Here is a 20629-nt window from a genome sequence, read left to right as displayed (position 1 = left end):
AGCTAAACTTAAGCTATAAGGCAAAACGACTCTATTTTTTAAAGCACAATCTAAAGTAAGCATTCAACAAACCTCACCTCATACCGTTATCAGCATGGTTAAAACTCACGCTGAGCTAAAATACACAGCAATCGTTATATTTAAAATACAACATGAAGCAAACTCATCTAAAATTCATCAAACCAGTTTTCAAATGACTTTTATCATTACTAACTCTAATATTTTCACGATTCATAGCGATAAATTGCAATAAAACGCATGACTTTAGCCATCTAGACGTTGAAACGTTTTTTATATAGGCGTAGTATGTAATTAATCTGAGCTGAACTCACTTTTTTCATGAGAATTTTTAAAGATGATTGGTATTAAACATTTAAAAACCATAGCAACCCTAAAAGAAACAGGATCTTTGGTTAATACAGCACGAGAGTTATTTTTGACACAGTCTGCTTTATCTCATCAAATCAAAGATTTAGAGAATAAATTGGATTGCCAATTATTTGAGCGTAAAACTCAACCAGTCCGCTTTACCCCTCAAGGAATGCTATTACTTGAATTAGCTCACGAAATATTGCCAAAAATGGAAGCGACTAAATGTCGTTTAAAAGAAAGCTTAAACCAGCCTATTTCTCAACTACGTTTGAGCGTGGAATGCCATGCATGTTTTCATTGGTTATTACCTACTATTAAAGAATTTAATAACTTTTGGCCTGATATAAAAATTGATTATGAACGTGGCTTTAGTTACGACGCTATTCCTGACTTACTAAGCGATGAGCTCGATTTAGTTTTAACGTCTGACATACGCGAACCCGACACATTAGAATACGCGCACTTATTTGATTTTAAATTGAAGCTTATTGTGGCGCCGGATCATGAACTTGCTAAAAAAGCGTATGTAACAGCGCTTGATTTAAAAAACGAAACTATTATTTCATACCCTATTCCGCGTGAACGCCAAGATATATTTAAGCATTTCATTCAGAATGCTCGTTTTGACGGTACATTAAAAACGGTTGACCAAGGACTACTTATTTTTCAACTAGTAAGTGCTGGAATGGGCGTTGCCGCTTTACCTGATTGGCTAGTTACACCTTATGAAAGCCAAGGCTTAATTAAATCAATTCCTTTGGGCGCTCTTGGTCTTACTCGCCCTATGTATTTAGCGATGAAAAAAGACATGAAAGATAACCCTGTTTATCGTCACTTTTTAAATACCTGTAAGCTAAATAACGGTCGATAATCATCAATATAATAAGTAATATCGCTGTAATTAACTCTACAGCGTTTAACTCTTATGTTTGTTATTAAAAAAATGATTGGTGGTTTACTTATGCCACTGCCTCTATTGGGTTTATTTGCGTGTCTGATGCTCCTACTGGCATTTAAAGGCCGCAAATCAGCTCTCTTTTTGTCTACTTTAAGTTTAATTGTATTACTTGCATTGAGCACACCCTTTATCGCCAATTTAATTATCCAAAATAATGAACCTGCGTCGCTTGCATTTAATACTCTAAAGCATCCAAAAATAGACAAAATAGTTGTACTAGGTTGCGATATAAACCCAAATCCTGCACTCAGTGCTAATAATCAATTAGGTAATTGTGCGCTAACGCGCTTGGTAGAAGGTGTAAAACTGGCAAAGCACTACCCTAATGCAGAGCTTATAGTTTCAGGCGGGGGTTATAAAAATACCACTAATAGCGGGCTTATGTATCAAACGGCAATTAGTTTAGGCGTTAATAAGAGCCGTATTTTCCAAAATCCAAAAGCAATGGACACAGGTGAAGAAGCTAAATTACTGGCATCAAAATTAGTCGACTTTAAAGTTGCACTAGTAACATCTGTACTGCACATGCCCCGTGCCAAAGACTTATTTAATGCTCAAGGTATTGAAGTCATAACCGCAGCCACTGATTATCATAATTTTGCTGCACTTCCATGGAGCAAGCAGTTTATTCCCAATGCTCATGCCTTACTTGTGGTTACGCAATACAGTCACGAAGTAGTAGGAAATATATGGATAAGTTTGCGCCGCTGGATAGATCCAGAGGCGCTGTAACTGATATAGCCTAATTAAACTGGGTTATCTATGTCTATAAATGTCACATCAAAACCATGCTCTTGAGAAAGTAACTCACCCAGAGCTTTTACACCATAGCGCTCTGTTGCATGATGCCCTGCTGCAAAAAAATCAATGTTTTGCTCACGAGAACTATGAATTGTTTGCTCCGATGCCTCACCCGTTAAATAAGCATCAATGCCTTGCTCTGCAGCTAAATCAATATACCCTTGCCCACCACCAGTGCACAGTGCAATGGTTTCAATTTTTGTTGAACGTACTAAACTTGTGAGTGGGGTTCGATTTAGCACTTTTGCAATTTTATCTGCAAAATCTTCACCACTTAATGGTGTTTTTAAACGCCCTTTCATTGCTACGCTATTTGAAGTTGGCTCTAGCCCTGTTTCAATTTCAATATCTAATAACTTTGCAAGTTGTGCGTTATTGCCAACTGCTGGATGAATATCGAGTGGTAAGTGATAGCCGAATAAATTAATATCGTTTGCTAGTAGTGCGCCTATGCGACGCTTTTTCATACCCGTTATTGGTTGAGATTCCCCTTTCCAAAAAAAACCATGATGAACCAAAATAGCATCTGCTTGTTGCTCAATGGCAGCTTCTATTAAAGCTTGACTTGCGGTTACACCCGTCACAATTTTTTTAATTTCGTTTTTACCTTCGACCTGTAAGCCATTTGGGCAAAAATCTTTTATTAAATGAGGTTTCAAAATGTCATTTAGGAGTTGGTTAAATTCTCTACGTTGCATACAACTTACCTTACTTAGCACTGAATTTTGTGCAAATTTTGGCGTTTATAGGCCTAAAATGGAAGGAAAATCGCAAAAAATTGAAAAACTGTTTTAAAATAGGTATAAATACCTCTTCTTTATCTGTGTTCACAACGTATAGGGTCTCTGATGAGCAAACTAGACAAAACAGAAGTGTTATCTGCCTTTGAAGCAGCGTACGAAACTGCCAATGGTAAAAAACCTGAAATCACAACCAAACCTGGTTGGTACAGCATTGATGGCGGTAAAAATTTACGCCTAGCTGACGTAGCAGAGCTTACTAAAAAATTAAACTCTGGTAAAACAACTAAAACGAAAAAACCAAAAGCAGCTGCTCCTGTTAAAGCACAGAAAAAAGCGCCATTCACTGTTGTTACCGAAAATGAAGAAGGTTACACAGCTGAAGAACTTTGGATTGTAATTTTAGCTCGTAAAGATCATGACTGTCGCTTACCGCGCGGTGTTGTTTAATCAACATTTATGATTTTTAAAAGAAACCGCGTTAAGCGGTTTTTTTATATCCGTTATTTGCCAAAAACATAAAGCTTTATAAGTTGTGTAAGGCTAAAAAAAGCGGCTATGTAGCCGCTTTAAAAAGTTTAAAGTAAATTACAGTTCTTCAAAATAAAGTGGTTCGCGTTCTTTTTTACCCACTTCATTCATTGTCTCTGCATTGAATAGTCGACCATTGATCATGGTGTAATCTACTTTATCCGAATCTCGAATATTTTTAAGCGGATCGCCATCTATAACCATTAAATCAGCCAGTTTGCCCACTTCAAGCGAGCCTACGTTTTTATCAAGTCCTAAATACTTAGCCGGATCGAGTGTTGATGCACGTATTGCCTCAAGCGGTGTCATTCCGCCTTGTGCGAACATCCACATCTCCCAGTGTGCACCTAAGCCTTCACGCTGACCGTGCGCACCTAAGTTAACTAATACACCTAAGTCTTGCAGCTCGGCAGCAACGCGTGCGTTATTAAAGTGATTATAGTGATGATCGGGCGCTTTAATGCGGCGCATAGAGCGTGGTAATAATTGATTTTTTGGAACAAATTTACTTAAACGTGGATGATTCCACACATCAGTTTTATCGTACCAGTAATTTTCACCCCAAATGCCACCATAAGCCACTACAAGTGTTGGTGTGTAACCAACATCACTTTGCGACCATAACTGCTTTATATCGTCATATATATTCTCTACAGGGATTGAATGCTCAATACCTGTGTGTCCATCTACAATCATACTTAAGTTATGTTGTAATAATGAGCCACCTTCAGGGACAACCATCATTTCAAGTTCACGGCCTGCTTCAATAACTTGTTGGCGCTGCTCTCGGCGTGGCTGGTTATACGATTTAACACTAAACGCCCCTACTTTTTTAAGGCGCTCTAAATGAAATTTAGCATCGTCTAACGAGTCAATATGCGACGTATAACCTGGCATATTTGCGCCATATAAAATAGTACCCGTTGAGAAAATACGCGGGCCAACAATCATGCCTGCCTTTTGCATTTCGCTTGCGGTAAATATTTCAGAGGTATCGTTTGATGGATCGTGGATTGTAGTTACACCCAGCGCTAAACCTGCAAAGTTTTTCCAGTTTTGCTCAGGTATAATTTCACCGCTTGCTTGCGAACCATGTGCATGAGCATCAACAATACCAGGCATAATAGTTTTACCTGTTACATCAATAACCTCAGCACCTTTAGGGATGCTTATATCGCTTGCTGTACCAATTGCTTTAATATGCTTGCCATCAGTGATAATAACACCATTTTCAATAACCTTTTCGCCATCCATAGTTATAATTTTTGCACCAGTGAGCGCAATCATGCCTTTAGGCTCTGCCATTTTTTTACTGAAACCGATATTATCGCCACTTTTCACTTTAAAGTCGGCATCCTCAGCTTTGTTAATGGCAAACATCCCTTCAAGGCTTGCATGATAAAGCTCAGGCCCTAATGTCCAGTAAAGTTTGTTGCTCTTAGCACTCCAGCTAATGTTTTCACCAGCACGTACCGATAACTGCTCTATTGGGAATTGACTGTCTTTAGGCCCAATATTAATTGTTTTACCACTTTGAACAAACGGCGTTACAAATACTTTAAATCGCTCAGCAAAAGCGAGGTACTGCCCATCTGGTGATACTCTAAATTCTGTCGCATGTTCTGACTCGTACAGTTTGCGAACTTTTTTACTTTCAAGCTCAACTACGCTAAGCGTTGGTTTTGGCCAAGGACTCATTATAAAAACGCGATCGCTTGCATCTCCAAATTGTGGTTGATATCCACTTTTTGAAATAAGCTCACTTTTACCGCCTTTTGCGCTTACGCTATAAACCCCCGGATTAAGTGACCACTTAGGGTTTAAAATACTGCCGCCAGTAGCTTTTCGATAAACAACCGTTTTACCATCTGGGCTAAACGTTGGCTCTACATATTTACCAGGCTCTTTAGTTATTGTATCGCCACGACCACTGCGCGCAGACACAACCCTTACTGACCCTTGTTTGTTATCATCCCATGTGGTGTAAACTATTTTTTTACCATCGCGAGAGTATTGTGGAAATAATTCGTAATGATCTGTTTGCTCTGTTAAACGCTTAATTTTACCCGACTCTAAATCACGTTTATAAATATGCCCAAGCGCTTCAAAAATTGCCGTTTCGCCATCTGGGCTTACTTGCACATTACGCAGCATTTTTACATCAAACTCATCAGTATCTAAGTTTTGTGTAAAGCGCACCGCTTTTTGAATTTTTTTACTTGTTTGCACTTTAAAAGGAATGGTTTTTACAGATTTGTCTGCAACATCTAGCTTGTGAATTGTGCCACCAGCCCAAAACACCAGTTCTTCGTTATCTGGTGTCCATGCAATGGTTGGGTATACACCATGAATAGCCCATGTTTCTTGCATATCTCGCTCAAGCTTATCGTAAAGCTTAGTGTGCTCACCGCTGGTTAAGTCATATAAATAAAGACTAGTTTGAAAATCATCACGCTTTATATACGCCAGTTTTTTTCCATCAGGTGACGGTGTAGGCCTAATAGCACCGCCCATCGTATCGATTATGGTTTCAATTTCACCCGTTTCACGGTCGTAGCGCTTAATTTTATAAATACCCGCTACAGAATCTTTTGAATAATGAAAGGTTTTACCGGGTGTTGCATCATGCGAAAAGTATACATAACGACCATCCGGTGAAAACATTGGCTCACCTAAATCTTTTTGATCGTTCTCGCGTTTTGTAAGCTGTACGCCCTTGCCACCCGCTTTATGATACAACCACACTTCACCTGCTCCCAATGAGCGGCTAGCTGTAAAGTGTTTACGCGCAACTAAGTAGTCGCCATCAGGACTCCATGCAGGACTATTTAATAACCTAAAGGTTTCATCGGTAACAGCGTGTTGACTTTCGCCATTTAAGTCCATAACCCAAATATTATCGCCACCACCTTGATCGGAGGTAAACGCAATACTTTTACCGTTAGGACTAAAACGAGGTTGCATTTGCCATGCAATATCAGAGGTGAGCTTTGTAGATGTACCACCACTCATTGGCATAGTGTAAATATCGCCAAGTAAGTCAAACACCACAGTTTTACCATCAGGGCTAATATCTATATTCATCCATGTGCCTTGCTCAACGCTAATTGCAGCGTCAACAAATTGCCCTTTTGGTGAATCTACTTGCCATTTTTGTTCGTCTTTTTCGGCGGCATTTACCTGCCCTATCGCTAATGACACCGACAGCGCCAATACTGTATGAAGCATTTTTTTCATGCGTTTCTCGCTTGTTTTTGTTGCAGTAAAAACTATTTCACATGATTGCAACAAAAACAAACGCAACTTGCCAGCGTTATATGATAAAGCGCGGTTTATGTAGGTTTAATGCCAAACAATAGGGTCAAATTGATAGTAATTAACTAACATACTGTAAATTTCAGGATCGTATCGGCGAAGCTCTGCGGGTTTTTCGAGGAAGGTTTCGGTGAGTACAGCAAAAAACTCAGCTTCGTTAGTCGCACCATAGCTGTGAATAACATGTGGCATGCTATAAGCAACATGACTTTTCAACTGGGTGAAAGCACGGCTAAATACTCGGCCCCACTCTTTGTAATCTGCTGAGCTTTTTAAAATGGGTGTGCCCGTTGTTTTACCTGTTTCTTGATCGAGTTGATGCGCAAACTCATGAAAAACTAAATTATGTCCATCACTTGGCAAGCGGTTACCTTCAAGCACGTCATGCCAACTGAGTACTAGTGTGCCGCCAGGCCATGACTCGCCTAGTCTTACCGTATTATGGTAACTCACAAGTCCTGCACTATCGCGAGTTGATTGCGGAGCATAATAAGCACTTGGGTATAGTAAAATTTCTTTTACATTTCTATATAACGGCCACGGTTTATTAAGCACTAATACACACGCATCGGCGGCTACAATTAACTTCATTGCAGACGTTAGCCTTAAGCCATCACAACCGACAAAGCGTTTTTCGTTTAAAAACCACGTTATGTGTCGCTCTAACTTTTCTCTGTCAGCGTCGGTCATTTTTTTATAGATGGGCATGCAACGCAGTAAAATATCTTTTTGCTGCGAATTTAAAGCAAAGTCTTTATATTTACTGCGCCATAATCGGTTTTGAATTGATGGCCAACGCCAGAAAATCACCACAAAAAGAATTAAAACAACAATTAACAGTCCATTTATCATGGGGATTTCCTGAGCTAAGTTATGGTATATAAATATGTCCAGCACACGTGCTTTTCAAGCATATAAGGTTATGTATTTGAATAAAAAGTAATTCACATCGCATTGCTTATAGATTACTTAACCTGAACTTTGGTTAAGAGATTTACTAATGTATTGGATCATGGTGATATTTAAATTTATTTTCTCTAGCCAGAGATTTTTAGTGAAAACAAGGCGAATTTACGCGTCAATAGCGGGCCTATTGCAAGTAAATTCAACGCAGTTAGCGCTAAAAATAGCTGCTTGAGATAGATTTATTATCCAGAGTTCAGGTTAATTACTGCTTGCACTGCCGTTAGATGACGTGTTTAAGTTAACCTTTGCAAAAGGAGTCAAATGTACCCTGCAATGTGTTTATAAATTTCGCTACGTGCAAACCATCCATTAATGAGTGGTGTACATCGATAGCTAAAGGCATTGTACCTGTGTGTTTATCAAACTGACCAAATACAAATTTAGGAATGCCTAAACTCTCCCCTTCACTAAATGCATGCGAAAACGCACTAAAATTCAGCCACGGCAAAACAGATATATGAATTAAGTCGGCCTGCCCTTCTGTTTGGGCAAATGCATCAGAAAATAACGGCTGTAATTTCGCTTTTTTGCTTACGTCACTTGCATGATTTGCAAACTCTTTAAAATCGCTTGCGCTGTTAAAATAACTAAAAACAAACGTATCGTTTTCAGACAACTCAACCACACTTGCGCGAACACTGTTAAGTAGCCATGGCTTACTATCTATTATACGTAGCATTATTGAATCGTACTCATGGCACGCTTTTAAGGTGCAATATACATATGCTTGAAAAAAAGAAAATTGATTGGTTTTGCAATAGTCGTAAAGTGCTTGAGCATCTAAACGCACACACACATTAAAATAAGGCTGAGAAAAGTGTTTAAATAATTCAAAGTGTTGCTTTCTAGGCCAATTATCTAAATCGATAGGCTGCATGAGAGAAGTTGAGGGAGTCATAATTTGCCGCACAAAATTAAAAATAAAGTGTACCGCTGTTCAGTAATAATTGCATTAACTTACAGATAAACAAAAGGTGTGCAATTGCACACCCTTATATAAATTAGAACTTAGATCACAGACCGTTTTTAATGATCTCTTGCGCTAATTCGTCAGCAATTAAATGCGTTGATTTTTGCTCTTTTTCGCTGCGAGCAAAAATTTCAGTTAACGTATTAAAAATACCTTCAACATGTTTATTAGACGCTGCTGCACTGTAACCTTCTGGCGCTGTTTCGTAATAAACATTAATAATACCACCGGCGTTAATTACGTAATCTGGTGCATATAAAATGCCTTTTTCACGAATAACTTCACCGTGGCGAGATTCTGCCAGCTGATTATTAGCACAGCCTGCAATAATAGTCGCTTTTAAACGCGGTATCGTTAAATCGTTAATAGTTGCGCCTAATGCACAAGGTGCATAAACATCAACATCTAAGTCGTAAATGTCATCAATGCCAACCGCAGTTGCGCCAAAGTCACTTACTACACGATCAATGGCAGCTTGGTTAATATCAGTTACAAACAACTCAGCGCCCGCATCATATAAATGTTTACATAAACCATAAGCAACAGCACCTAAACCTTGAACAGCCACTTTCACACCTGCAAAATTTTGATGACCGCGTTGATGCTGTAGCGCTGCTTTAATTCCTAAAAAAGTACCGTATGCTGTAAATGGCGATGGGTTACCGCTTTTACCTTCAAGGCCCAATACGTAATTAGTCTCTTTATTCATAATAGCTACATCAGCACATGTGATGTTTACATCTTCTGCTGAGTAATAGCTGCCATTTAATCGCTCTAATTGACGACCAAATGCACGGAATAATTGCTCAGATTTAATTTCTTTCGCATTACCTATAATTACAGATTTACCGCCACCAAACGGTAAGCGCGCCACTGCATTTTTATAAGTCATGCCCTTTGATAAACGTAGCACGTCATAAACAGCATCTTCGTCGTTCGCATAATCCCACATTCTACATCCGCCAACTGCAGGACCTAGGTTGGTATTATGAACAGCAATAATTGCTTTTAAACCCGACTCTTCATCAGAACAAAAAACCACTTGTTCATGGTTATCAAATTCAACTCGATTAAACACAGCCACTTAAAATACTCCGAAATAGTTAACCCGTGAGAGGGTATGCGCGCTGGAAATTGCCGAGACTTTATCACTTCATATACGTGTTCGCTATACTCACAGATGATAAAACCAATGAAAACATCAAGCTTAAATTAAATAACCGAATTAAAACTTTTATATAGATAAAAAATTCACAAAACCATCATTTGTAAGTTTTAAATACTATAAATATAAAAACCTCACTAACTTACGTTTACGTACACGTAACACAGCGATTGCGTGTAAAGTTTAATATACAAGTGCTACTTGCCCGCCACGTACCGCTGCCTATAGGTTCTCAGTAAAAAGTGAGCTTTTTCGCAAACTGGTCAGAGCTGTAAACTTACTAATAACTCTATTTAAAAAAACAAAAAAGCGAGCACTAGGCTCGCTTTTTAAAATACAAAACGTACGTTATTTTAGCTTGCTATCAAGCTCTTCAATTTTAGCTTTCCAGATAGCAGGGCCTTGTGTATGCGCATTGGCGCCTTCACTGTCTACTGCAACAGTCACTGGCATATCTTCTACTTCAAATTCGTAAATAGCTTCCATACCTAAATCTTCAAAAGCTACAACACGCGCTTTTTTAATCGCTTTAGATACTAAGTAAGCTGCGCCGCCTACGGCCATTAAATAAACAGATTTATGCTCTTTAATAGATTCAACCGTTGCAGGGCCACGTTCAGCTTTACCAATCATGCCTACAATGCCTGTTTTTTCTAGCATCATATCGGTAAATTTATCCATGCGAGTGGCTGTTGTAGGGCCAGCAGGACCTACTGCTTCATCGCGTACCGCATCCACAGGGCCCACGTAATAAATAAATTTATTATCAAAGTCTACGCCCTCTGGTAAACCTTCACCTGAGTTGATCATATCTTGCAAACGTTTATGCGCTGCATCACGACCTGTTAAAATAGTGCCCGAAAGTAAAACGGTTTCACCCATTTTCCATTCTTGAACATCTTTTTTAGTCAGTGTATTTAAATCAACACGACGTGTGCCTTCGCCCACTTCAAATGTTACTTGTGGCCAATCTTCTAGTTTAGGTGCTTTTAAATTAGCAGGGCCAGAACCGTCAAGCGTAAAATGTACATGGCGAGTTGCCGCACAATTTGGGATCATTACTACAGGTTTTGAAGCTGCATGCGTTGGTGCTGTTTTAATTTTAACATCAACAACCGTTGTTAAACCGCCTAAGCCTTGTGCGCCAATACCTAATTTATTAGCACGGTCAAAAATTTCTAAACGCAGTTTTTCTTCAGTTGTCTCTGCGCCGCGCTCTATTAGTTCATGGATATCAACCGGATCCATTAACGACTCTTTAGCCATTACTGCTGCTTTTTCAGCCGTACCACCAATACCTATACCTAGCATGCCTGGCGGACACCAACCAGCACCCATTGTTGGTAGTGTTTTTTCTACCCATGCAGCAACATCATCTGACGGGTTTAACATAACCATTTTACTTTTGTTTTCAGAGCCGCCGCCTTTAGCCGCAACCATTACTTCTACTTTTCCACCCGCTACTAAATCAATATGCACAACCGAAGGCGTATTATCTTTAGTGTTTTTACGTGTGCCAGCAGGGTCTGCAACAATAGATGCACGTAAAGGGTTATCTGGATTTAAATATGCACGACGAGTACCTTCATCAACCATTTGTTGAACGGTTAAATCTGTTTTATCCCACTTAACATCCATACCTACTTTAACAAAACAGGTAATAATACCGGTGTCTTGGCAAAGTGGACGCTTGCCTTCAGCCGACATGCGTGAGTTAATTAAAATTTGTGCAATGGCGTCTTTAGCCGCTTTACTTTGTTCTTTGTTGTACGCTTTTTCGAGTGCTTGAACAAAATCAAGTGGGTGATAGAACGAAATATATTGCAATGCATCTTCAATGCTATCAATAAAGTCTTGCTGACAAATTGTACTCATAGTGGTTCCTTAAGTTACCGTTACGCGTTGTCGCGTAATCTAAATCAAACCGGTGACGGTGGTTTGCACTGTTTTTTGCAGCTTAGTGCTGCCAAAAAATTTGACTTATGATACCCTCCCAGCCCGTTTCGAGCCAGTTCTTAAAGGGGCAGTAAATGCTAAACAATAAAAAAAATTGTATTAAATTAGGCATAACACAAAACTGCATTGACGTTTTTGCGCATTTTTCACATTTGCCTTACGCAATTCTATTAGATTCTGCAAATAGTAATCATATAAACAGCCGTTTTGATATTATTGCCATTGAGCCGCAAAGTACCCTTGAAGTAAAAAATAATAAAAGCTTTTTAAATAATATAGAAAGTAGTGATAACTGCTTTGAAATTATGAATAATGAGCTTTCGCATCTTGCTAAAACAAAAGCCGATTACGATTTACCCTTTAATGGCGGCTGGCTTGGCTACTTTGGCTACGACTTAGGGCGTACAATTGAAAACATCCCCACTCATGCTATTGAAGACATTAATCTTCCCCAAATGGCTATTGGCCTTTACTTAGATGCCCTTATTTACGACAAACAGCAACAAAGCTGGTTTTATGTATCGCAGCCAAACACCAATAGATTATCGCTTTATGAGCAATACTTAAATACACACGCTAACTCCCAAGTTAATACGCAGTCCTTTGCCCTAAACAGCGACTGGCAATCAAATATGAGCGAAACGGAATACGCTGCAAAGTTTGCCCAAATTGAGGAGTATCTAAAAAGTGGCGATTGTTACCAAATTAATTTAGCGCAGCGCTTTAACGCTCAGTTTGAAGGCTCCCCTTGGGCAGCTTATATTAAACTGCGTGAGGCAAATAAAGCGCCATTTTCGAGCTTTATAAATCACCCTCAAGGGGCAATTTTATCAATTTCCCCTGAGCGCTTTATATCTGTAAATAATAACGTTGTAGAAACCAAACCTATTAAAGGCACTCTGCCGCGAAAAGCGGATGCGCTGGAGGATCAACGCCAAGCCCAAATACTCGCAGCATCAGCTAAAGATCGCGCTGAAAACGTAATGATTGTTGATTTACTGCGTAACGACTTAGGCAAAGTGGCAAAACCTGGCAGCGTCCACGTCCCTTCCCTTTTTGCTATTGAAAGCTTTCCGGCAGTGCATCATTTAGTAAGCACGGTAACCTCAGAACTTGATGAAGGCAAAACAGCAGTCGATCAGTTAAAAGCGGCTTTTCCGGGTGGCTCAATCACCGGTGCGCCCAAAATTAGAGCAATGGAAATAATTGAAGAATTAGAACCACATCGCCGCAGCATTTATTGTGGTTCAATTGGTTATTTAAGTGCGTGTGGAAACATGGACACCAGTATCACTATTCGCACCTTGGTGTGCCACAAAGCGCAAATTTACTGCTGGGCAGGTGGCGGAATAGTAGCTGATTCTAAAGTCGAATTGGAATATCAAGAAACTTACGATAAAGTAAATAAAATCCTCCCTTTATTAAAACAGTAGGTCGCTTTGAATAGTGAACACATTATGGCGCGGTTTCTGTTAAGCCCTACAGCTGCGCCAAATCAGTTAAAAGACACACGTAAAAAACGTGCTAGCGCTGTTATGCTGCCAATTATTGATATAGATAACCATGCACATATTTTACTGTGTAAACGCCCTACTTATTTACACCATCACCCTGGGGAGATTTGTTTGCCCGGAGGTAAGTTTGAAGTAAGCGACATTACCCTTCGCACCACAGCCCTTCGCGAGCTAAAAGAAGAGCTAAATATTGCCCAAAGCAACGTTAATGTATTAGGTCACTTACCTGAGTATTCAACCTTAACGGGTTTTAGTATTAGCCCCTATGTAGGTTTACTCAAAAAAGACACCACCTGGGAAAATGACTATAATGAAGTACAATCGAGCTTTTTACTCTCGGTCACTGAGTTAAATAACGAAGCTAACTGGCAACCCTTACCTTTTCAACGATTTGGGAAAACGGTTATTTTGCTAGGTTTTAAAACGCCGCATGGTTTACTTTGGGGTGCGACTGCAAGCATTATAAAAAACTTTACAAAACAACTCGCCTTACCAGTTTAAATCTTCGTTATTAGTAGTTACACAATCACAATTCCACGTTATCATGCTCGACCGTTCAAAGAGCAGCTTCGTGCTGATAAAACAAAGTAGAGACACACACATTATGATCAGTGCATTTGATATGTTTAGCATTGGTATTGGCCCTTCGTCATCACACACCGTTGGCCCAATGCGCGCATCACGCTTATTTGTTAATGACCTACAAGAACAACAATTATTAGCAAATGTTACCGATATTAAAGTAGAGCTTTATGGCTCTTTGGGTCAAACAGGTGTTGGCCATGGTTCGGGTAAAGCCGTAATTCTTGGTTTAGCCGGTTATGACCCTGAAACTATAGATGCCGATTTAGTCGACGACATTTTAGCGACAATCGAAAAAGATCAGGTTATTTATTTAAACAAAACACACAAAGCTAAGTTTCCAAAACAAGGCGCTATTGTTTTTCATCGTCGCAAAACGCTGCCTAAGCACTCTAATGCAATGGAAATTATCGCCTCAAACAACGGCGAAAAAGTTTACAGCAAAGTATATTACTCTATTGGCGGTGGCTTTATTGTCACTGATGAAGAGTTTGAAAACGAAAAACAAGCAGCCCTTGATATTAGAGAAGAAAACCCAGCTCCTTTCCCTTTCAGTAGCGCAAAAGAGCTACTAGAGATGTGTAAAGAGTCAGGGCTTAGTGTTTCAAGCTTAATGATGAAGAACGAAAAAACACTACGCACTGAAGATGAAATAAAAGACACGCTGTTTCATATCTGGAAAGTAATGATGGCCTGTATTGACCGTGGTATGCGTACCGAAGGTATTTTACCTGGCGGCTTAAAAGTAAAGCGCCGAGCGCCTAGCTTATACTTAAAACTAAATATAGAGGTCAGTAACGACCCACTTCGTGCAATGGACTGGGTTGATTTATTTGCCCTTGCCGTAAACGAAGAAAATGCGGCAGGTGGCCGTGTAGTTACCGCACCAACTAATGGTGCTGCGGGTATTTTACCGGCTGTGCTTATGTACTATCACACATTTGTGAAAGAAGTAGACCGCGATATAGCCACACGTTATTTATTAACGGCTGCTGCTATTGGTATTTTATATAAAAAGAATGCCTCTATATCGGGTGCTGAAGTAGGTTGCCAAGGTGAAGTTGGCGTTGCGTGCTCTATGGCTGCAGGCGCATTAACAGAAATTGTTGGTGGCAATGTTGTGCAAGTAGAGAACGCAGCAGAAATTGGTATGGAACATAATTTAGGCCTCACGTGCGACCCTGTTGGTGGCTTAGTACAAGTACCGTGTATTGAACGTAATGCAATGGGCGCGATTAAAGCAATTAATGCCTCACGTTTAGCTATTCGTGGCAGTGGCGAGCAAAAGGTATCACTTGATAAAGTGATTAAAACCATGCTTGAAACCGGCAACGACATGAAAACCAAATACAAAGAAACCGCTCGCGGTGGATTAGCAGTTAATATTATCGAATGTTAATCAGCTCGCTATAAAGAGAAAAAGCTGCCTATTTTAAAATAGGCAGCTTTTTTATTGTTCGTTCAATGCAATCACCTTATTTAACGGGTAACTCTATATCTGCAAATAACTTATCTACGTCATCTTGGTTACGTAACAAGCTTGCTCGCTCTACGCGCTCTTTAGTTAAGTGCGGTGCAAAACGTTCAATAAAATCATACATGTAAGTACGTAAAAAGCTGCCCTTTCTAAAACCAATTTTGGTCGTGCTTGCTTCAAATAAGTGGCTTGCATCAATACACACTAAATCGGTATCGCTCACTTGATCTATCGCCATTGAAGCGACAACACCAACTCCTAAACCCAGTCGTACGTATGTTTTTATAACATCAGCATCGGTTGCAGTAAATACAATGTGTGGCTCAAGTCCGTGTGCGCTAAATGCTTTATCTAACTCTGAGCGGCCCGTAAAACCAAATACATATGTAATGAGTGGATATTGGGCAATGTCAGCAACAGTTAAACTATTTGCCTTTTTAGCGAGCGGATGGTCTTTAGCAACAACAATACTGCGATTCCAATGATAACAAGGCAACATAACTAAATCTGAATACAAATGCAGTGCTTCTGTTGCAATAGCAAAGTCGGCATCACCGCGTGCTGCAGCATCCGATATTTGCTGTGGAGTACCTTGGTGCATATGAAGCGATACCGCAGGGTATTTTTTCATAAACCCTTGAATAACGTTAGGCAAAGCATAACGGGCTTGGGTATGTGTTGTGGCAATATTTAACTTACCTTGATCAGGTAACGTATGCTCATTAGCAACGGCTTTAATACCTTCTACTTTGGAGAGTATTTCACGAGAAATATTAATTATATCTTCGCCAGCACCGGTTACATGCGTTAAATGTTTACCACTGCGACCAAAAATTTGTACACCCAACTCATCTTCTAACATGCGTACTTGTTTAGAAATTCCTGGCTGCGAGGTAAATAAACTCTCAGCAGTCGCTGAAACATTTAATTTATGATTTTGTACTTCTACGATGTATCTGAGTTGTTGTAATTTCATGGCTGCAAATTTTAACGTTATTATTCATATTATTTATAAAGGCAATACCGCTTAAAACCAAGTGTTATTTACGTAAAATATCACTTTAGGTCTTTAGGTGTGCAATTATCTGATTAGAGCTCAAGGCTAGCATAATAAATATGCTTGAGGTAGCGATGTTTATTCAGCTTTAGTTTATAAGCCCTTAGGGTGACTAAGGTTTATAAAGAGCTCAACCTATCAATTTTTGGGTGTATTTTTTAAGTTAATCGGCGCAAAGCTACCCTGTTAACGTATATTTAATGTAAGATTAAATAATTAGGTTATATATCCGAGAATTACACCATGATCGTTTCTATTATAATAGTGCTTATAGTTGCATTGATTGTGATTGCACTTTGGGTAAGTGCTGTACAACAACACAAAGAAAAACAAGAGGCAGAACGCCGCAAAGAGCTTACAAAACAAAAAGCTATAATAGAAGAAACAGAAGAAGCGCTAATGAATAGTGCTAACATACCCCTGTCTGAGAATCTAATTCGTACGTTACAACGCCGTATTTACGAAGCTTTAAATACAATGGTTAATAACTCGCAAACATCTAAAGCACTTAAAAGCCGCTTAAGTGAAGCGAAAACGCACTTATCTAATCCCGTTCAAGATAATAGCAGTGAAGCTTTAACGCTACCGAGTAATGACAAGCAACTTGTAGGCTTAATTCAGGGCATTAAAAAATTACGCTCAATTTTACGCTCTGAACACAGTAAAGGTCGTATTGACAGCCAAGTTTTTGTTTTAGAAGATAAACGTCTTGAAAAACTACAACTGCGTATTAATATTGAAAGCCAAATAAAACGTGGCTTATCTGCCCGCTCAGCAAGTATGGTTGGCTCTGCAAGACAGTATTTTGAAAAAGCACAGGCAACGCTCAATGCAGTTACATACACCGATGAATATGTAACAACAAAACGCCAAGAAGTTGAAGGTTACTTAGAAGCAATTAGTGTTGAACTAAGAGCTTCTAATGCAAGCGCACTTAAAAAGAAAACAGAAGAAGAGCAAGACGACTTAGATATATTGTTTGCTCCTAAAAAGAAATGGTAATTCTTTTATAAAAGTATTAAAAAAGCCTGCACAAATTAAATTTATGCAGGCTTTTTTGTCTATTTGTTAGTTATTAAGACAAAAATGCAAACTTGAAAACAAACAAGGCTGTTAATATCCAAACACTAATACTGATTTGATCTTGCTTACCACACAAAACTTTAACCGCCGTATAAGATATAAAACCAAGTGCAATACCGTGCGCAATCGAAAACGTTAATGGTGTCATTAGTAATACTACAGTAACAGGAATTGCATCAGTCATATCATCCCAATTTACAAACTTTAAATTTTGTAGCATCAGTACAGCGACATATAAAATAGCACCTGCCGTAGCATAAGCCGGTACCATTTGTGCAAGCGGTGCAAAAAACATCATTAGTAAAAAGCAAATACCTACAACTACAGCCGTTAAGCCAGTACGTCCGCCAACAGATACACCAGCAACCGATTCTATATACGATGTAGTCGTAGACGTGCCTAGCATCGCACCTGCAATTGTTGCTGAGCTGTCAGCACTTAGTGCGCGTCCTAAACGAGGCATGTTACCTTTTTCATCAGCTAAACCAGCTTTTTGAGTGACTGCAACTAATGTACCCGAAGTATCAAAAAGATCGACAAACAAGAATGCAAAAATAACACTCATCATTGATATATCAAAAGCGGCGGCAAAATCTAGTTGCATAAAAGTAGGCATTATTGATGGTGGCATAGCCATAACACCGTGATATTCAACTAGCCCTAAACTTAGTGCAATGCCTGTCACTAATAAAATACTAATAAGTACACCGCTTTTAAAATCGCGGTATAAAAGCGCTGCAATTACAAAAAAGCTTAATATAGCTAATAATGGGCCTGGGGAAGTAATGTCGCCCAATTGCACTAGTGTTGCTGGGCTTGAGACAATAATGCCTGCATTTTTAAGGGCAATTAAGGCTAAAAAAGCACCTATACCTGTTGCGATAGCTCGCTTGAGCACCAGAGGTATGGCATTAATAATCCATTCTCTGACTTTAAATAAGCTTAAAAATAAAAATATACAACCCGACATAAAAACAGCCCCTAATGCGGCTTGCCAGGTATAACCCATTCCTAATACGACGCCATACGTAAAAAAGGCATTTAGTCCCATGCCAGGCGCTAATGCTAATGGATAATTAGCCCATAAACCCATTATAAAACAGCCTATCGCAGCTGCTATACAGGTAGCTACAAATGCAGCCCCTTGGTCCATCCCTGCCTCAGCAAGCATAGCCGGGTTTACAAATACAATGTATACCATAGTAATAAAGGTAGTTAGGCCAGCAACGCATTCGCGTTTAACTGTTGAATTATTTTCGCTGAGTTTAAATAAGGCTTCAAACATAATAAACTTGTGATAGTAAAAAGTGGCGAGATTTTAACATAAAAATTATCTTTTACAGGACATTTTACCTTGCTATATACTAAACTGTTAAAGTAGTTAAAATAATAAATGAACCAATATGCTTAAAACAACACCTTGTGAGCAAGACTTAGAGCAACAGCTAGACAACATTTTAGGTTTTGTTACTCAACCAGAAAGCAGCCCCGCGCCCATTGATAATAAAAAAGATGAGCAAAGTACTATTAATAAAGCCCTATATTATTTAAAAAATAATCAAGCTCCATTGGCTGCAAAATGGATGCGCCTTGCTGCAATGGCAGGAAACCATAGAGCACAGTTTTATTTAGGTTTGTTTTTTGTAAAAGGTGAAGGCGTGCCACAAAGTGTATTTCATGCTGTAGCGTGGTTGAGCTTAGCGAGTAGCCAAGGGTATGCACCTGCCACTGCAGCGGTTACAGATATACGCAAACATATCGAAACTAAGCGATTTAAAGATGCTCAATGTTATGCGGCAAGTTTGTACGAACAAATTCACCAACTCCAGTTTTCTCATATGATCCCTCGCACGAGTGAAAACACATAAACCAACTAAGTTATAAGTACTGTATACAGTGTTGAAAAATACTGTATATAGTTACAAAGATACTCCTACACAGTATAAAACCCACAAATTAAAACATTACTCAAAAATTTATTTTTGAAATACCTTCTCAAAAACAAGCCTATAACAAGTTGATTAATAAAGAATTATAGATTTAAAAATAAAAAACAATGATCAAAGGCTGAATAACTGTACAAATAAATAGCATAAAATGCTTGCACGAAAGCACTGTATAAACTACTGTATATAGATACTGTATAAAAACCCAGTGAGTGAAATTATGTTACAGCCTATTACCGTAAGAACAGTTAAAAGTTACCAACAAGACGAGCAAAGCGATTGCGTAAATTTGATCCAAATTGAAGATGAAATTTCAGCGACCTTTGAGCTTTTAAAAGTATTACACCAATACAATAGCTCTAATGCATGGACGTTATTAATTGCGCCAGATCATGTACCTAGCAAAGCTTTACTTGACTCATGCTCTATTGATACAAGTAAATTACTTGTTATTAGACAGAAGCACCTAGTAAATCTAGAGTATGTATTAAATTCTGCGTTACATAATGGAAACTTTGCAGCGGTAATCACCTGGACCGATATAGTTAATAACCAACTACTTACAAATCTATCGTTCGATTTAAGTAAAACGAATACAAAACTATACTGTTTTACTAAAAACGCACAAACAACAGAGATACCACTCGCTCAATAAGCTTGTTAAACTAATGTTTTAGACTTTGTATTATTATTATGACTTCACTCAATGCCATACTATGTTTTTGCAGCAGTGGGCACAATTATGCCGATTGCTGCGAGCCGCTTCACTTATCTGTAAAGCAAGCTGACACTCCTGAACAACTTATGCGCTCACGATTCAGCGCTTATGTTATTAAAAATGCAAAATATGTTTATCAAACCTACGCAAAAGAAAAACAAGCTGAGAATCCGATTAAAGAAATCAATGATTTTGCTAACAGCTGTCGATTTATAAATCTTGATTTAATTGACTCAAGCCATGATGGCGATACTGGAACTGTAGAATTTAAAGCCCAATATTTTTATCAAAACTTATTTTGTGAGCTTCATGAAAAATCGCAGTTTATTAAAGAAAACACTCAATGGCGTTATTTAGATGGCACTATATATCCTGTTGAAGATATTAAAGTAGACAGAAATGATAACTGCCCATGCGGTAGCAATAACAAATACAAAAAATGTCATAGCATGTAATAAATAATCTTATTTAATATTTA

Annotated in this window: 18 protein-coding genes; 10 read left to right on the top strand and 8 right to left on the bottom strand. The window is 38.8% G+C overall.

Translation table 11 applies throughout. The features are described from left to right. Nucleotides 1-355 precede the first annotated feature (355 nt). Together H5122_RS01420 and H5122_RS01415 are read left to right on the top strand one after the other, a co-directional pair. On the top strand, nt 356-1243 hold the full coding sequence (locus H5122_RS01420; protein WP_002961689.1) for a LysR family transcriptional regulator: 888 nt from the start codon (nt 356-358) through the stop codon (nt 1241-1243). A 54-nt stretch (nt 1244-1297) separates the two neighbouring features. Then, a complete protein-coding gene (locus H5122_RS01415) occupies nt 1298-2062 on the top strand; it encodes a YdcF family protein (protein ID WP_182682136.1) in 765 nt (254 codons plus the stop codon). 14 nt (nt 2063-2076) lie between these two features. On the opposite strand, the gene H5122_RS01410 is transcribed toward H5122_RS01415, so the two are convergent. Then, nucleotides 2077-2829, bottom strand: a complete 753-nt coding sequence (locus H5122_RS01410; RefSeq protein ID WP_182682135.1) for a Nif3-like dinuclear metal center hexameric protein — start codon at nt 2827-2829, stop codon at nt 2077-2079. 150 nt (nt 2830-2979) lie between these two features. Between H5122_RS01410 and H5122_RS01405 the strand changes: the two genes are divergently transcribed. Next, the gene (locus tag H5122_RS01405; protein WP_002961684.1) at nt 2980-3321 is read left to right on the top strand and encodes a hypothetical protein; all 342 of its coding nucleotides are present in this window, start codon (nt 2980-2982) and stop codon (nt 3319-3321) included. 138 nt (nt 3322-3459) lie between these two features. Here H5122_RS01405 and H5122_RS01400 read toward each other — a convergent pair whose 3' ends face one another. From H5122_RS01400 to H5122_RS01380, 5 genes are all read right to left on the bottom strand, one after another. Then, nucleotides 3460-6639: an amidohydrolase family protein gene (locus H5122_RS01400; RefSeq protein WP_182682134.1), complete on the bottom strand. Its 3180-nt coding sequence runs from the start codon at nt 6637-6639 to the stop codon at nt 3460-3462. A gap of 105 nt (nt 6640-6744) precedes the next feature. Continuing rightward, complete coding sequence (locus H5122_RS01395; protein WP_002961680.1) at nt 6745-7569, bottom strand: M90 family metallopeptidase; 825 nt, start codon at nt 7567-7569, stop codon at nt 6745-6747. A gap of 352 nt (nt 7570-7921) precedes the next feature. Further along, nucleotides 7922-8560 carry a chloramphenicol acetyltransferase gene (locus H5122_RS01390; protein WP_182682144.1) on the bottom strand — a complete coding sequence of 213 codons (639 nt, stop codon included), beginning with the start codon at nt 8558-8560 and terminating at the stop codon, nt 7922-7924. Between the two features lie 136 nt (nt 8561-8696). After that, nucleotides 8697-9737, bottom strand: coding sequence for a Glu/Leu/Phe/Val dehydrogenase (locus H5122_RS01385; protein ID WP_182682133.1), 1041 nt, complete (start codon nt 9735-9737; stop codon nt 8697-8699). A gap of 429 nt (nt 9738-10166) precedes the next feature. Next, nucleotides 10167-11693, bottom strand: a complete 1527-nt coding sequence (locus tag H5122_RS01380; protein WP_165742758.1) for a fumarate hydratase — start codon at nt 11691-11693, stop codon at nt 10167-10169. A gap of 155 nt (nt 11694-11848) precedes the next feature. Here H5122_RS01380 and pabB point away from each other — a divergent pair, with 155 nt between their 5' ends. The 3 genes from pabB (at nt 11849) to H5122_RS01365 (ending at nt 15269) form a co-directional block, all read left to right on the top strand. Beyond that, on the top strand, nt 11849-13207 hold the full coding sequence (gene pabB / locus H5122_RS01375; protein WP_182673117.1) for an aminodeoxychorismate synthase component I: 1359 nt from the start codon (nt 11849-11851) through the stop codon (nt 13205-13207). Nucleotides 13208-13213: 6 nt separating this feature from the next. Beyond that, entirely contained in the window at nt 13214-13789 is a 576-nt protein-coding gene (locus tag H5122_RS01370) for a CoA pyrophosphatase (RefSeq protein WP_182673116.1), read from the top strand. Between the two features lie 103 nt (nt 13790-13892). Further along, nucleotides 13893-15269 (top strand): L-serine ammonia-lyase, encoded by a 1377-nt coding sequence (locus H5122_RS01365; RefSeq protein ID WP_024603668.1) that lies wholly within the window; start codon nt 13893-13895, stop codon nt 15267-15269. A 76-nt stretch (nt 15270-15345) separates the two neighbouring features. Here H5122_RS01365 and cysB read toward each other — a convergent pair whose 3' ends face one another. Then, nucleotides 15346-16323: an HTH-type transcriptional regulator CysB gene (cysB, locus tag H5122_RS01360; protein WP_002961670.1), complete on the bottom strand. Its 978-nt coding sequence runs from the start codon at nt 16321-16323 to the stop codon at nt 15346-15348. Between the two features lie 324 nt (nt 16324-16647). Here cysB and H5122_RS01355 point away from each other — a divergent pair, with 324 nt between their 5' ends. Then, the gene (locus H5122_RS01355) at nt 16648-17406 is read left to right on the top strand and encodes a hypothetical protein (protein WP_182673115.1); all 759 of its coding nucleotides are present in this window, start codon (nt 16648-16650) and stop codon (nt 17404-17406) included. 73 nt (nt 17407-17479) lie between these two features. Here H5122_RS01355 and H5122_RS01350 read toward each other — a convergent pair whose 3' ends face one another. Beyond that, the gene (locus H5122_RS01350; RefSeq protein ID WP_002961426.1) at nt 17480-18772 is read right to left on the bottom strand and encodes an NCS2 family permease; all 1293 of its coding nucleotides are present in this window, start codon (nt 18770-18772) and stop codon (nt 17480-17482) included. A gap of 118 nt (nt 18773-18890) precedes the next feature. Here H5122_RS01350 and H5122_RS01345 point away from each other — a divergent pair, with 118 nt between their 5' ends. From H5122_RS01345 to H5122_RS01335, 3 genes are all read left to right on the top strand, one after another. Next, a complete protein-coding gene (locus H5122_RS01345) occupies nt 18891-19355 on the top strand; it encodes a tetratricopeptide repeat protein (protein ID WP_002961427.1) in 465 nt (154 codons plus the stop codon). 298 nt (nt 19356-19653) lie between these two features. Next, nucleotides 19654-20088, top strand: coding sequence for a SulA-like leucine-rich domain-containing protein (locus H5122_RS01340; RefSeq protein ID WP_002961428.1), 435 nt, complete (start codon nt 19654-19656; stop codon nt 20086-20088). Nucleotides 20089-20126: 38 nt separating this feature from the next. Further along, nucleotides 20127-20606: a YchJ family protein gene (locus tag H5122_RS01335; RefSeq protein ID WP_182682132.1), complete on the top strand. Its 480-nt coding sequence runs from the start codon at nt 20127-20129 to the stop codon at nt 20604-20606. The last annotated feature ends 23 nt before the right edge of the window (nt 20607-20629 follow it).

Source organism: Pseudoalteromonas sp. SG43-8, from assembly GCF_014164245.1.
Taxonomy (GTDB): Bacteria; Pseudomonadota; Gammaproteobacteria; order Enterobacterales; family Alteromonadaceae; genus Pseudoalteromonas; species Pseudoalteromonas distincta.
This window is presented reverse-complemented; position numbering and strand designations above follow the sequence as displayed.